The sequence below is a fragment of the Streptomyces sp. NPDC005791 genome (assembly GCF_042871485.1).
Taxonomy (GTDB): domain Bacteria; phylum Actinomycetota; class Actinomycetes; order Streptomycetales; family Streptomycetaceae; genus Streptomyces.
The window spans coordinates 1-14,095 of record NZ_JBIAIP010000006.1 but is presented as its reverse complement, the minus strand read 5'-3'; the positions used below and the strand labels follow the sequence as shown (position 1 = coordinate 14,095).

General features: G+C 70.5%; 9 protein-coding genes and 5 pseudogenes. 8 read left to right on the top strand and 6 right to left on the bottom strand.

Annotated elements, in window-relative coordinates; translation table 11 throughout:
* Positions 1-139: 139 nt before the first annotated feature.
* Positions 140-906 (bottom strand): annotated as a pseudogene (locus ACFYSH_RS13505) (PP2C family protein-serine/threonine phosphatase); the annotation flags it as partial.
* On the opposite strand from ACFYSH_RS13505, the pseudogene ACFYSH_RS13500 reads away from it, so the two are divergent.
* Both ACFYSH_RS13500 and ACFYSH_RS13495 read left to right on the top strand, forming a co-directional pair.
* Positions 890-1,159: pseudogene (locus tag ACFYSH_RS13500) on the top strand (ATP-binding cassette domain-containing protein); the annotation flags it as partial. The pseudogenes ACFYSH_RS13505 and ACFYSH_RS13500 overlap by 17 nt on opposite strands.
* Positions 1,160-1,234: 75 nt before the next feature.
* Complete coding sequence (locus tag ACFYSH_RS13495) at positions 1,235-2,254, top strand: bile acid:sodium symporter family protein (RefSeq protein ID WP_359474130.1); 1,020 nt, start codon at positions 1,235-1,237, stop codon at positions 2,252-2,254.
* A gap of 95 nt (positions 2,255-2,349) precedes the next feature.
* Here ACFYSH_RS13495 and ACFYSH_RS13490 read toward each other — a convergent pair whose 3' ends face one another.
* Entirely contained in the window at positions 2,350-2,568 is a 219-nt protein-coding gene (locus ACFYSH_RS13490; RefSeq protein WP_359474127.1) for an MbtH family protein, read from the bottom strand.
* Between the two features lie 310 nt (positions 2,569-2,878).
* On the opposite strand from ACFYSH_RS13490, the gene ACFYSH_RS13485 reads away from it, so the two are divergent.
* Positions 2,879-3,967 (top strand): tetratricopeptide repeat protein, encoded by a 1,089-nt coding sequence (locus ACFYSH_RS13485; protein WP_359474125.1) that lies wholly within the window; start codon positions 2,879-2,881, stop codon positions 3,965-3,967.
* Positions 3,964-5,070 (top strand): polyprenyl synthetase family protein, encoded by a 1,107-nt coding sequence (locus tag ACFYSH_RS13480; RefSeq protein WP_359474123.1) that lies wholly within the window; start codon positions 3,964-3,966, stop codon positions 5,068-5,070. Before ACFYSH_RS13485 ends, ACFYSH_RS13480 begins: the two co-directional genes overlap by 4 nt.
* Before the next feature lie 16 nt (positions 5,071-5,086).
* On the opposite strand, the gene ACFYSH_RS13475 is transcribed toward ACFYSH_RS13480, so the two are convergent.
* From ACFYSH_RS13475 to ACFYSH_RS13465, 3 genes and pseudogenes are all read right to left on the bottom strand, one after another.
* Entirely contained in the window at positions 5,087-6,874 is a 1,788-nt protein-coding gene (locus ACFYSH_RS13475; RefSeq protein ID WP_388752368.1) for a cholesterol oxidase substrate-binding domain-containing protein, read from the bottom strand.
* A 149-nt stretch (positions 6,875-7,023) separates the two neighbouring features.
* Positions 7,024-7,157: pseudogene (locus ACFYSH_RS13470) on the bottom strand (AEC family transporter); the annotation flags it as partial.
* Between the two features lie 52 nt (positions 7,158-7,209).
* Positions 7,210-8,004 (bottom strand): annotated as a pseudogene (locus ACFYSH_RS13465) (substrate-binding domain-containing protein); the annotation flags it as partial.
* Positions 8,005-8,006: 2 nt separating this feature from the next.
* On the opposite strand from ACFYSH_RS13465, the pseudogene ACFYSH_RS13460 reads away from it, so the two are divergent.
* From ACFYSH_RS13460 to ACFYSH_RS13445, 4 genes and pseudogenes are all read left to right on the top strand, one after another.
* Positions 8,007-9,101: pseudogene (locus tag ACFYSH_RS13460) on the top strand (extracellular solute-binding protein); the annotation flags it as partial.
* Positions 9,102-9,123: 22 nt separating this feature from the next.
* Complete coding sequence (locus ACFYSH_RS13455) at positions 9,124-10,056, top strand: sugar ABC transporter permease (RefSeq protein WP_359474112.1); 933 nt, start codon at positions 9,124-9,126, stop codon at positions 10,054-10,056.
* 3 nt (positions 10,057-10,059) lie between these two features.
* The gene (locus tag ACFYSH_RS13450; protein ID WP_359474110.1) at positions 10,060-10,959 is read left to right on the top strand and encodes a carbohydrate ABC transporter permease; all 900 of its coding nucleotides are present in this window, start codon (positions 10,060-10,062) and stop codon (positions 10,957-10,959) included.
* Between the two features lie 48 nt (positions 10,960-11,007).
* Positions 11,008-12,831, top strand: a complete 1,824-nt coding sequence (locus ACFYSH_RS13445) for a sugar-binding domain-containing protein (RefSeq protein WP_359474107.1) — start codon at positions 11,008-11,010, stop codon at positions 12,829-12,831.
* A gap of 70 nt (positions 12,832-12,901) precedes the next feature.
* On the opposite strand, the gene ACFYSH_RS13440 is transcribed toward ACFYSH_RS13445, so the two are convergent.
* A partial coding sequence (locus tag ACFYSH_RS13440) for a ricin-type beta-trefoil lectin domain protein (protein ID WP_388752363.1) occupies positions 12,902-14,095 on the bottom strand: 1,194 nt, incomplete at its 5' end.

Below are 14,095 nucleotides of genomic sequence, written 5' to 3'. Positions count from 1 at the left end.
GTTCTATGCAACTGGTTGCATAGCAAGGGCTGACGGCGGGGTGAGACGCGCCTCACCCCGCCACCGTTGCGGAGCGGCCCGCAGTGCTCACTCCGCGGCCCGTCGTGCTTCGGCGACCGGCAGCCGTCCCCCACGGCGGTCAACTCAGGGAGACCGGAGGAGCGGGTTCGCCTCCGGCGGGCGCGCGGTACAGGGCCAGCATGGCCTGATCGTCCTGGGGCCGGCCGCCGGAGTGGCGGCGGACGTCCTGGATCAGCATGTCCAGGACCTGCCCCGGCGCGAGAGGTGCACGGAGCGCGCCCGCCTGCCGAGCACGAGCGGCAGACGGGTGACGGGGTCGTAGAAACGCCCGGTGGCGTCGCGGGACTCGGTGACGCCGTCGGTGTAGCAGAGCAGGGTGGAGCCGGCCGGGAACGGGAAGCTGTCGACCGGGGCGGACCACACGCCAAGATCGCTCATGCCCAGCGGGGGTGCTTCCTCGGACGGCTCGAGAAGCATGGCGTGGCCGTGCGCGTCGAGCAGCACCGGGGGCGGATGCCCCCGGTTGACCATGCGTACGGTCTCCAGGTCCGTGGAGAACTCCGCGATGAGGGCCGTCGTGAAGCCCTCCTCCTGCTGCTGGCCGCCGCGCCGGCCACCCTCACGCAGGAGGGCCCGTTCCAGCCGGGTCACCAGCCGCGGCAGGTCCTCGGCTTCGTCCGCCGCGTACCGGAATGCGCCGAGGTCGGCGCTGACGGCGCTGACCGCCCCGAGTCCCTTCCCTCGCACGTCACCGACCATGACCCGGATTCCGTACGGGGTGCTCTGCGCCACGTACAGGTCTCCGCCGATCATCGCCTCGCTCTCGGCGGGCACGTATCGCGCGTCGATGTGCAGATCGCCCAGACGCGAGAGGGATCTGGGCAAGCAGGTCGGACGGCTGTCCGTCGGTCAGCGCCGCCGGCTCGCGCTGGCCCTTCTGGTGGCGCACCCGCCCGAGCTCCTGCTGCTCGACGAGCCCACGAACCACCTCTCCCCGCGACTCTGTGACGAACTCGAGGCAGCGATGGGAGCGGGCCCTGGAGCGATCGTCCTGGCCGGTGACGACCGCTGGCTGCGAAGGCGCTGGCAGGGGCGTGAGGTACGCCTGTGCCCCAGATCGACAAAGACCCCGGCGTGAACACATCCTGGACATCCCGTCCGCATGATGAGACGGGTTTGCGGAGGCACATGGCTGCGGCGTTCCATCGCGCCTGTGCAGACAGAACAGATAACCCCTGATCAACCGGCCTCCGACGACAAGGCGGCGAGGCGCGCCGTCACCGTGTTCCCCGTCCTTGTGCTCGTGGCGGGCGTAGCCGGTCTCGTCACCCCCGGCACGTTCGACGGCTGGACGGAATCGGTCCCGTATCTGCTGGGCATCGTCATGTTCTGCATGGGGCTGACGATGACCCCGCTGGACTTCAAGGGTGTGGCGAAACGCCCGTGGGCCGTGGCGATCGGCCTGGTCGCGCACTACGTGATCATGCCGGGGCTCGGCTGGGCGATCGCGCACCTGCTCGGGCTGCCGCCGCAGTTGGCGGCCGGACTCATCCTGGTCGGCTGCGCACCGAGCGGCACCGCCTCGAACGTGGTGACCTTCCTGGCCCGCGGTGATGTGGCGCTGTCGGTCTCCGTCGCCACCGTCTCCACCCTGGTCGCCCCTCTGGTCACGCCGCCGCTGACGCTGCTGCTGGCCGGGGCCTACCTGCCGGTGGACGCCGGCTCGATGATCACCGACATCCTCAAGACGGTCCTGCTCCCGGTCGTCGGCGGCCTGGTGGTGCGACTGGTCGCGGGCGGACTGGTGGACCGGGTGCTGGGCCTGATGCCCTGGCTGTCCTCCCTGGCCGTCGCCGCGATCGTCTGTGCCGTCGTGGCGGGCAGCGCCAGTACGATCAAGTCGGCCGCCGTGACCGTGCTGATCGCCGTCGTGCTGCACAACGGCCTCGGACTCGCGCTCGGCTACGGTGCGGGCAAGATCGCGGGCCTGGGCAGGCCGGCCAGCCGCGCCATGGCCTTCGAGGTCGGCATGCAGAACTCCGGGCTCGCCGCTTCGCTGGCGACGGCCCACTTCAGCCCGCTGGCCGCCCTGCCGGCCGCGGTGTTCTCCGTGTGGCACAACATCTCGGGCGCCCTGGTCGCCGCCTGGATGTCCCACCGGTCACGGCGCGACGAGCCGGCGCCGTCGGTCGCCGATCCGGTAGCGGAGCAGGCGGCGGCCGAGGGGTCCTGAACGGGATCCGCCCGGACGGTTCACCGCGCGAGGGCGTTCGTCCGAGTGTCCGGACGAACGCCCTCGCGCGTTCCGTGAGCGGTCCCCGGCGACACTTACGCGGAACCGGAAGCCATGCTCCGTATCAGGCTCTTGGGCCGAAGATCGGTCCAGTTCCGCTCCACGTACTCCAGGCACGCCTGACGGGTGTCCTCCTGGTGGGCCACGGTCCAGCCGCCGGGCACCTCCGCGAAGGCGGGCCACAGCGAGTGCTGTCCCTCGTCGTTGACGAGCACCAGATAGGTGCCGTTCTCGTCCTCGAAGGGGTTGGTCACCGACACTCCTCAAAGTTAGGTAAGGCTACCTTCACTTGCCTGTCGGTACCTTACCCATCCCGCTTCTGGTTGTCGCCCCGGGGCCCACCGTTCCCCCGACCACGCCCGCGCTGCCGGCCTGGCCGGCCGGTGTCCGTCCCACTACCTGGTCCAGGTCGCTCACGTAGCACTCAAGGACGACCCACGACCAACACGGAGAGGGATTCGCGGAACCTCTCCTCACTCATACCGTCTTGATCAGGGACGGCGGCCGACCACCGCCGTGGTCAGCGGTTCCGGAGACGGGCGACACAGTGAGCAGGTGGCACGGGTGACTCAGCAGGATCGGCCGAAGGGCAAGGCGTTCGCTCCCGAGTATCAGGGGGCCCTCGGCTCACTGTCGGTGAACTCCTCCCTCACCGAGGTACTGGCGAAGGGCATCGAGGAACTGCGTGCGGCCGAACGGGCCGGCGAGCATGCGGAGATGGCTCGTTGCGGGCTCGCGGTGGCGGAGGCCTGCCGGAGGCTGGGGCGGGTGACCGAGGCCGATGCCGCGTGGAAGTCGAGTTTCCGTGCGGCACGTTCGGCCGAGGACGTCGGGGCGATGGCCTGGGCCCTGTGGAGTGGTGGCACACTCGCCCGCCAACGGGGCTCGCTGGCCCTGGCGTACCGACTGCTCGGGCTCGCGGCCGACATGGGTGAACGAGGGGGCGACGTGGTGGTCCGCGGCTACTCGCTCGCAGGCCTCGCGGAAACCGGGCGCATCCAGGGCGACTACCAGGCCGTCGGCGAACTGCACGAACAGTTGCTGGCCGAGGCCCGCAGGCGGGGCGAGGCCCGGCACACGGTGTGGGCCCTGGAAGGCATAGCCCAGATGCACCGGAACACCGGCTCGTACGACAAGGCGCTCGCTCTGTTCGAGGAGGCGGCCGAAACCGCCGGCCGGGCCGACGACTGGCGAGGCCGGGCCTGGGCGCTGCGCGGCATCGCCGACGTGGTGTCCGTACGGGACGGCGATGTGGAGCGGGCACTGGCGTTGCTCACCGAGGCCGAAACCGCTTGCCGCGAGATGAAGTTGTCCAGCGCGCTGGCGTACAACCACAAGATGCGGGGCAATGTGCTCTACCGGGCCGGGCAGTATGCGCAGGCCCGTGACACCTACGCGCAGGCACTGGCGGAGTTCCAGGAGATGAACGAGCCACGGGGGACCGCTCTGTCGCGGCTGGGGCTCGCCAAGTCGCTGGCCCGGCTCGGGCGGAACCCGGCGGAGACAGTCGTGGAACTGGCCGAACTGCGGCGGACGCTGGACCGGATCGGTCTCAAGCACGCCCGGGACATGGTCGACAAGGCGACCGTCGAGCTGGGGGTGGGACCCCTGCCCGACGTGGGCCGTCGTGTCGAGGAGGCGGCGACGCGATGACCACTGTGACGAAGTTCTCCGTCGGCACCGCCGAACGCACCGCGGCGCCCTCCGGAAAGGCCGCGCCCCCGCAGGCCGAGGCTCCCCGCATACTCGCCCGCTGCCGCGACCTCGTGCGCCCCTCGTTGTCGGCCGCGATAGGCCGGCTCCATCCCTGGACGGGCGAGATGGCCGCGTTCTCACTCGGCTGGTGCGAGGTCGGGGGCGCGCCCACCGACGGGTCGTTCGAGGGCAAGGGGGTCCGCCAGGCCCTCGCGGTCCTGTGCGCCGAGGCGGCGGGGGCCGCCGGGGAGAGCGCCGTGGCAGGGGCGGTGGCCGTCGAGCTGATCCACACCTTCTCGCTGCTGCACGACGACATCATGGACGGGGACGGGACCCGGCGGCAGCGGGAGACCGTGTGGAAGGCGTACGGCACCGGGCCCGCCGTGCTCGCGGGCGACGCACTGTTCGCCCTCGCTGTGCAGATCCTCGCCGAAACCCCGGGGCCGCACACGGCTGCGGCCGTGGGCCGCCTGGCCGAGACCTCGAGCGGTCTCGTACACGGCCAGGCGGACGACCTGCTCTTCGCCGCCCGGCCCTGGACGGGTCCGGGGGCCGTCCGGGCCGACGAGTACCGCGCCATGGCGGAACTCAAGACCGGCACGCTGCTGGGGTGTGCCGCGGCGCTCGGCGGCCTTCTGGGCGGGGCGCCCGCCGACACCGTCGCCGCGCTGGACCTGGCCGGACGGCATCTGGGGGTGGCGTTCCAGGCCGTCGACGACCTGCTCGGCATCTGGGGCGACCCGGCGGTGACGGGCAAACCCGTGCACAACGATCTTCGCCAGCAGAAGAAGACCTACCCCGTGCTGGCCGCTCTCGCCGAGGGCGGTCCGCCCGCCGGGGAACTCGCCGCCCTCCTCGACTCCCCGCTCCCCCTCGACGACGCGGATACGGGGCGCGCGGCCGCACTCGTCGAAGCCTGCGGCGGCCGCACCGCCACCCTGGACGAAGCCCGCCACCACCTCGACGCGGCCCGCGCCTGCCTGCGGAGCGTGCCCCTCGTCCCACGCGCGGCACGCGAGATCGAGGTGCTGCTCGGGTTCCTGCTGCACCGGACGATGTGAGGCACGGCGGGAGCGGTCACACGCGGACCAGCCGGTCGGTGAAGGCGTTACCGAAGACGCCGTGCGGATCCAGACGGTCGAGTGCTCCGACGGCCTCCGCCCACTGTCCCGGCCCGTAGGACGCCGGAACAGTGGTACCGATGATCTCCGGGTCCGCCCATGCCTCCGTGTCGGTGTACGCCCAGCCCTTGGACCACTCGACCCGGGTGAGCGCGTACTGTCCGTCAAAGGTGGCGAGAAGGAAGCGTTCCAGGTCCCGGTAGAACGCGTGGGCTCCGGGAGTGGACGGCTGGGTCAGGACATCGATCCACACCGCGCAGTCGAACTCCGGCCGGTCCACCGGCGGTCGTACGACGGAGAGCAGGGGCGGCCGCGCGCCGGGGGCCACCGATTCCTCGGGCCGGTCCAGCCCGCCCACCCGAATCTCGACCTGCCCGTTGACGGGGAACTCGCCTCGTGCGGCCAGTGTCTTCAACTGCTCGCCGTAATAGGCCGCGAAGCGCGAGATGACACGTTGCACGTCCGCGCGCCGGGTCAGCACGGCGTAGCCGTTGGCGGTCTCCCGCAGTGTCGTGGGGCGCAGATAGAACTGCAGGTTGTGCGCGGCGCCCCACAGGTCCGTGGCGAAGGTGGCGGCCAGCCCCGTCGCCGCCACCGTGTACTGGGCGGCGCCGAAGGCCGGGGCGAGGTACCAGGCGGCCTCACCCACCATGCGCCCGGCCAGGCGGGCGACGGACGTGGGCAGCGAGTCGCTGAACGGGTAGTTGTACGGATGGTGCACTGCCCTCGCCGTAACGGGGCGCTCCGGGCTGAGGCTCCACACCTTCAGCCAGGGCTTGTCCGTGAAGGCGAACCAGATCGCCTCCACCCGCCCCGAACGGTCGAGGAAGTCGGAGAACGTGTTTCCCCGGGCCGCGAGTGCGCTGCCCGGCGCGGCGAACAACTCGTCACTGGTGAGGTCGACCCGGCTCCGGCAGCGGAGGGGTACCTCCTCACCGGCCTGGAGGACCACCTCGACGACGAGACCTCGGCCGATGTGAGTGGCCAGAGCCTCGCACTCCTTGTCGGAGCCACGGTGGAACGTACGCACCACGTAGGCGGACCGGGCAGCGTCCCAGACGACAGCGGTGATGGACAGGACGAGGTTGCTCAGGGTGCCGTAGGTGTGTCCCGGACGGGGGTCCTCCCCCACGGCCGGCACGCTGGTGCCGTGCGCGTCGATGGCCAGCGTGCCGCCGAGTGTCAGCTCACCCGGTGCGGGGGTGTTGGTGACGCCCAGCCCGTGGTCGGCGAGGAATGCCGTCAGCGTCTCCAGGGTGACCCCGGTCTGCGCCCGGACGGCGCCGGGGGCCCCGGCGGGCGGAGCGACGAGTTCCATGGCGGTCAGGTGCTCGGTGGTGTCCAGCAGCAGCACGTGCTGATCCGACTCGGCGGGCCCTGTGATGGTAAGAGGGGACCAGTTGTGCGCCTTGCCGCGTGCGCGCAGCCGCCAGCCGTTGCTGTGCGCCCAGTTCGCGAGATCGGCGAGATCCTGGCCGGTGCGGGGAGCGCAGGCCCACAGCCCGTGGTGGGTGATCTCGCCGGACCAGTTGATGTACGGGGTGCGGTACGCCTCCAGCCCTGAGGGCAGTTCGGGAGCCCGGGCCGGGACGATCGTCGGCGTTGCCGCGGCGGACGGGAGCGTTCCCGCGGCCAGCGCCCCTCCGGGGACGCCGATGACTCCGCCGACGACGGCTGCCGCACGGAGCACACCGCGCCGGGAGGGAGGGACGGAAGGTGACGAGGCGTCAAGGGAATCAGACATGTGCACGAACGTATGCGGGTGACGTCGTCCGGCAGACGCATACTTCAGTAATGCTGCGTGAGCCCGCTCGGCGGGTGTATGGACCAGCAATCCACGCCCGTGCCCCACGCCGTCCCTGGGCGTGCCGGTCGCCGCAGGCAGCATGCCGCCTATCCCAGGAGAGCGGCGATGGTGACCAGGACCGGTATCGACAGGACGGTCGACAGCAGTATCGATTCCCGCGCGAGTCACTCGGCGACGCGGTGGTGCGAGTCGTACGTCTACGGTTCTGGGCAGCGGGCAGTACCGGGACGGGACGCACCACGATCACCTGGGGCAGCGATCCGCGCCCTCTTTCACGCCACGCCCTCCGTGCTCTCACGCAGGACGAGGCGGTGTGCCACCACGCGGTCCTGCGGTGACTGGACTTCGCGGACGGCGGCCCCCGCGCCGGACGCCTGAGGTGTCTGTGCGGCCTCCTCGATGCGGTGGTGCAGGAGGTGGACGGCGACCCTGGCCACGGCTGCCTTGTCGGGCGCCACGGTACTCAGCGTCGGCACGCTGAACCGGCCTCCCTCCACATCGTCGAACCCGATGACCGCCACATCCTCAGGTACGCGCAAGCCGTGTTCATGAAGAGCGCGCAATGCGCCCAGGGCGAGCTGGTCGTTGAGGCACAGCAGCGCGTCCGGCCGTGCTCCGGCGCGCAGGGCCCCGGTCACCGCCCGGGCGCCGTCGGGCATCCGGAAGTCGTCCACCGGCAGCACCGCGTCCGGGTGGTGGGCGAGGCCCGCCTCCGTCAGGGCGGCGAGGTAGCCACGGGTACGGGCCTCCGCGGTCCCCAGGCCGGGGGCCTCCCGTCCGCCGACCGCGCATATGTTCCGGCGCCCGAGGCCGAGCAGGTGCTCGGTGGCCTCGCGCGCGGCCTTCTCGTTGTCGATGGCCACGTGGTCGGCGCCCTCCTCCAGCAGCTCTCCGAGCAGCACGGTCGGCGGTACGCCCGCCCGTTCACGGAGATCGTCCGCGGTGAGGGCGAGCGGGCTGAGGATGATCCCGTCGACGAAGTCGGAGCCGAAACCGGCGAGGGCTGCCAGCTCGTGCTCACGGTCCGCCCCGCTCTGGTGGATCAGTACCGTGAGGGAGAGCTTCTCCCATCCTGGACTGGGGCCCGTCGTACTACACCAAGCTCGCCATGTCGGCCGCCGGGGGACGGGCCTCGGACGTGGCGGTCCTGCACCTGTCCCGGCTGGCCGGCTACGCGCCCGGCGGCCTGCTGGACCCGTTCGACCTCGAGGTACTCGCCGAGTTCGGCGTGACCGAGAAGGACTTCGCGCCAGCGGTCTGGGCACGTACGAAGCACGCGGGGGGCGTCTACGCGGTCCCCTTGGACGTCCACCCGTTCATCGTCTTCTACGACCGGGAGGCCGCGGGAAAGGCCGGCCTCCTCGACCCGCAGGGTGAACTCGCCCCGATGGGCTCGCCCAGGGCGCTCCTGGAGGCGGGCAAGGCACTCGCGGAGGTGACGGGGAAGTCCGGCATCCTCTTCGGCCATGTCACGGACACCGCCCAGAGCTGGCGGCAGTTCGCCGCTCTCTATGCGCAGACCGGAGCCGCCTTCACCCTGCCGGACGGCGGACCGGCCGAGATCGACACCGATGCCGCGGTACAGGTCGTGTCGTTCATGCAGCAGCTCTTCGACGGCCGGACGAATCCCAACAACCTCGACTACAACGGTGCCCTGGCCGGATTCCTGGGCGGTCGCGGTGGTATGGCCATGCTCGGGGAATGGGAGCTGCCGACGCTCCAGAAGTCCGGCATCCCGCTCGGAGCGGCGCCCTTCCCCCAGGTGTTCGGCCGGCCCGCCGTCTACACCGACTCCCACAGCTTCGTCCTGCCGCACCAGAGCGACCCGGACCCGGCCCGCCGGAGGGAAGCACACCGCTACGTCGCCGAGATACTCAAGCAGAGCCTGACCTGGGCGAGCGCCGGACACATCCCCGCCTACCGACCGGTGCTCGCCGAACCGCGGTACGCGGCGCTGGACCCGCAGTCCTCGTACGCCGATGCCGGAGATGTCGCGGTGCTCGATCCGCCGAACTGGTTCGCCGGGGCGGCTTCGAACTTCCAGAACCGCATGTGCCAGCCGCTCCAGTCGGCGTTGCTGGGCAACACCTCGGCCGAGAAGGCGGTGCGGCAGATGGTCCGTGAGGCGAACGCGCTGCTGCGGCAGCCCAATCCGGTGGCCTGACCGAGCAGAAGGAGTTTCCGACGTGACCACCATCGCGCCCACCGGCGCCCCCGCACCGGCCGCCGAGCCCCCTGTCGCCAGGGCGCCGCGCCGCGGCACCGGCCGCCGCGGGCCCGGCCTGCTCTTCGTCCTGCCCTTCGCGGTGCCGTTCGCACTCTTCCTGGTGTGGCCTGTGGCCCAAGGCCTCTGGATGAGCTTCACCGACAGTTCCCTGGCGCTGCGCGACACGTCGTTCGTCGGGCTCGACAACTACGCCGAGGCGTTCGGCGACCCGGACGTCTGGAGCAGCCTCGGTAACACCGTCTTCTTCACCACTGCCTCCAGCGTCCCTCTGGTGCTGATCGCGCTGGCGATGGCGCTGCTGGTGCACAGTGGGCTCGCCGGGCAGTGGGCGTGGCGACTGTCCTTCTTCGTGCCCTACCTCTTGCCGGTGACCGTCGTGACCCTCATATGGACCTGGCTCTACCAACCGGAGGTCGGACTCGGTAACGAACTGCTGGGCACCTTCGGAATGGAGCCCGTCGGCTGGCTGTCCGACGAAGCTGTCGCGATGTGGTCGGTCGCCGCACTCACCGTCTGGTGGACGGTCGGCTTCAACTTCCTGCTCTACCTGGCGGCGCTGCAGTCCCTGCCGACCGCCTACGACGAGGCGGCCGCGCTCGACGGCGCCGGTGCCTGGCGGCGCCTGTGGTCCGTCACCCTGCCGCAGCTGCGCAGGACCACGGTACTGATCTCCATGCTCCAGGTGCTCGCCTCGCTGAAGGTGTTCGACCAGATCTACATCCTCACCAAGGGCGGGCCGAACGGCTCGACCCGCCCCCTCCTCGAGTACGTCTACGACGTCGGGTTCACCGGTTACCGGCTGGGCTACGCGTCCGCCATCTCCTACGTCTTCTTCGCCCTCGTCATCGTCGTCTCGCTCGCCCAGCTCCGCCTCTTCCGCCAGGAGGACTGACCGATGTCCACCACCGCACCCACCTCGGGGATCCGCCGCCGCCCCCGCAGGGAACCGGCCGGCTCCCCTCTGCTCCTCGGGCACGGCCGGCTGCCACGCGTTCTGACCGGCACCGCGCTCTGCGTACTGGCGGCCGTCTGGCTGGTGCCGTTCCTCTGGGCCGTCGCCACCTCGGTCCAGAGCGAGCAGGACGTCGCGAAGCCCGGCCTGTCCCCCTTCAAGGGCGCCTTCACCCTGGACGCCTACCGGCAGATCCTGGAACGCGGGAACGTCACGGTCTGGGCGGCCAACAGCTTCCTGGTGGCCGGGCTGGTCACCCTGATCACCATCGTGATCTCCACGCTGGCGGCCTACGGCTTCTCGCGTGGCACCTTCCGCGGCCGCCGCGCCCTGCTCGCCGTCACCGTCGCCGCCGTCATGGTCCCGCCGCAGCTCCTCGTCGTGCCCTTGTTCGAGCAGATGCTGATGTTCGACCTGGTGGACACCTACGCGGCGATGATCCTGCCCCAAGTGGTGGCACCCATGATGGTGTTCATCCTCAAGAGGTTCTTCGACGGCGTCCCCCGGGAGCTGGAGGACGCCGCCCGGCTCGACGGCGCGTCCGAACTGCGGGTCTTCCTGTCGGTCGTCCTGCCGCTGTCCCGCCCGATCGTGGCAGCCGTCTCGATCTTCGTGTTCATCGGCGCGTGGAACAACTTCATGTGGCCGTTCATCGTCACCAACGACCCCGACCTGATGACGCTGCCCGTCGGGCTCGCCACCGTCAAGGACGCCTTCGGCATCCAGTACGCGCAGGCCATGGCGTCGGCACTGCTCGCCGCGCTGCCTCTGCTCGTGGTGTTCCTCCTCTTCCAGCGCCGCATCGTCAGCTCGGTGGCCACCACCGGCCTCGGCGGCGCCTGATCCACCCCTCTCCCGCCTCTCCCCTCCTCCCGACTCACTGGAGCATGCGTGCCCACTCCGTCCCTCCCGCGCCCGGAATACCCGCGACCGCAGTTCGCCCGTCGCGACTGGCTCAACCTGAACGGCCTCTGGCAGTTCGAGACCGACCGGGGGGACAGCGGCCTCGAGCGCGGTCTCCTCAGCCGTGAACTGGACGGTGAGATCCTCGTCCCCTTCCCCCCCGAATCCGAGCTCTCCGGGATCGGCGACACCGATTTCCTCGAAGCCGTCTGGTACCGGCGCGTCGTCACCCTGCCCGCCGCCTGGGCAGGGCGCCGGGTCCTGTTGCACTTCGGGGCCGTCGACCACGACGCGACCGTCTGGGCGAACGGCACCGAGGTCGGGCGCCACCGCGGTGGCTTCACCCCGTTCACCGCGGATCTCGGTGACATCGCGGGCTCCGGGGAGGACGTCGTCATCACCGTCCGGGCCCGTGATCCCCGCTCGGGCCCGCAGGCCCGTGGAAAGCAGGCGATCCAGTTCGCCAACCACGACTGCAACTACACGCGCGTCACCGGGATCTGGCAGACGGTCTGGCTGGAGCCCGTCCACGAGGTGCACCTGAGGCGTCCGCGGATCACCCCGGACCTGACAGGTTCCGCGTTCCACCTGGAACTCCCGCTGTCCGGTAACCTCCCGGGCCACCGCGTACGCGCGTTCCTGAGCGACGGGGACGGAGAGGTGTGCCGTGCGGAGGCACGCGCCGACCTCGATCTCGCGCCCCGCCTCCACCTGCCGGTCCCGGCGGACAGGAGGCGTGAGTGGGGCCCTGACGACCCGCACCTCTACGGCCTCCGGCTCGAACTCCTCGACGAGCGGGGGGAGGTCCTCGACACGGTGGACAGTTATGCCGGGCTGCGGGCGATCGGTCTACGGGGCAAGGCGGTCACCCTCAACGGGCGCCCGCTCTTCCAGCGGCTCGTACTCGACCAGGGCTGGTACCCGGACGGGCTGATGACCGCGCCGACCGACGAGGCACTGGTCCGCGACATCGAGCTCGCCATGGAAGCCGGCTTCAACGGGGCCCGGCTCCACCAGAAGGTCTTCGAGGAGCGCTTCCTTTACCACGCGGACCGCCTCGGTTACCTGGTCTGGGGCGAGTTCGGCGACTGGGGCTGCGAGACGGGCGGCTCGTCGGGGAACAACCAGCAGCCCGACGCCTCCTACGTCAGCCAATGGCTGGAAGCCGTGGAGCGTGACTACTCGCACCCCTCGATCGTCGGCTGGTGCCCGCTCAACGAGACGTACCAGAAACTGCACGACCGCATCACCGGGCTCGACGACGTCACCCGGGCCATGTTCCTGGCCACCAAGGCGATGGACACCACGCGGCCCGTGATCGACGCGTCCGGTTACGCCCACCGGGTGGCGGAGACCGACATCTACGACGCCCACACCTACGAGCAGGATCCGGAGGCCTTGCGGCAGCTGATGGCCGGCCTGTCCAAGGGAGAGCCGTTCGTCAACGCCTACGAGAACGGGGCCCCGTACTCCCAGCCCTACCGGGGGCAGCCGTACTTCGTCAGCGAGTTCGGCGGCATCTGGTGGAACCCGGAGGCTGCCGCCGAACTGTCCGGCGAGGACCGCACCGTCTCCTGGGGCTACGGCGAGCGGGTGCGGAACGAGGAGGAGTTCCACGCGCGCTTCAGCGGCCTCACCGGGGTGCTGCTGCAGGACCCCGCCATGTTCGGCTACTGCTACACGCAGCTCACCGATGTCTTCCAGGAGGAGAACGGCATCTACCGCTTCGACCGCAGCACGAAACTGGACGTCGATCGCATCCGCGCCGCCCAGTCCCGCCCCGCCGCCATCGAGGAGCAGGGCGGTCGCTGACCGCCTGACGGACGCCTCCGCGGGCATTCCGGGGAGGCGTCCGTCAGGGCCGTGCGCCGAAGCGCGGTGTTCAGCCCGTGTACGAGGTGAGGACCCGGGTGAACTCCCACGGTTGCTGGGAGACTCCCGAGCAGGTGTCGGCTCCGCCACCGGTGCAGGGCCGGTCACGGTTGACCGACCAGAAGGTCAGCCGTGCGAGATGGCGCTGCTGCGCGTAGCCGAGGATCGTGCGGAAGTCGGCCACGGTCACGGTCTCCCCGTTGTCGGTGATGCCGTTCATCGAGGAGATCCCGGTGTGCCGGTAGGCCTGGTCGTCGGAGTACCCGTAGGCGTTCTTGACCGCGGTCTTGAGGCCTTCGGCGGCGCGGACGGTGAGGGTGCCCATGTTCTGACCGGCCCCACCGAAGTTGAACGGCATGATCGTCCAGCTGTCCACGGTGAGCCCCGACGCTGCGGCCTTGCTGATCAGGCTGCTGTCGGGGCCGTTCTGACCGCTGCCGAAGGTGACGTACACCTTGATCCCGGGGTTGTTCGCCTTGACGGTCTTCAGCGCGTCGACCGTCCGCTGCTGGACAGTGGGGCTGTCGTACGCCGCTGCCTCGATGTCGATGTCGATGGCCTTGAGCCTGTAGGCGTTGATGACCTTCTGGTACGCCGCGGCCAGCTCACCCGCGCTGGAGCACGAGCTCTCCAGCTTGTTGCCGCTCCAGCCCCCGAAGGAGGGGATGACGTCACCGCCGGCCGCGCGCACGGTGTCGACGGTCTGCTGGTCCACGCCGCCCGTCAGCGGCCGGCTGCCGTCCCACTGCGGGTCGCAGTAGCCGTTGCTGAGGACGAAGGCGAGCGTGAACCACTTGACGCCCGTCGCGTTCATCACGGTGATGGGGCTGGGCGGGCCGCCCCACCCGTTGTAGAGGTACGGGGCCACGGCCATGGCTCCCGGCCCGGGGGTCCCGCCGCCGCTCGGCACCGTCCACTTCTGGTTGGCGGAGCCGGTGCAGGTCCAGATCTGGAGCCGCGTGCTGTTGGCACTGCTGCCACCGGCCACGTCCAGGCACTTGTTCGCCTGCGGGTTCACGATGTCCCGGGCAGCCGGCGTCGCCCACTGCTGCGCCGCCGAACCGTTGCAGTCCCACAACTGCACCCGGGTACCGTCCGCCGTCCCACCGGAAGCCACGTCCAAGCACTTGCCCAGCGCACGCACGGTCCCGTCAGCACCCACCGACCACTGCTGCGCCGCCGTACCGTTGCAGTCGTACAACTG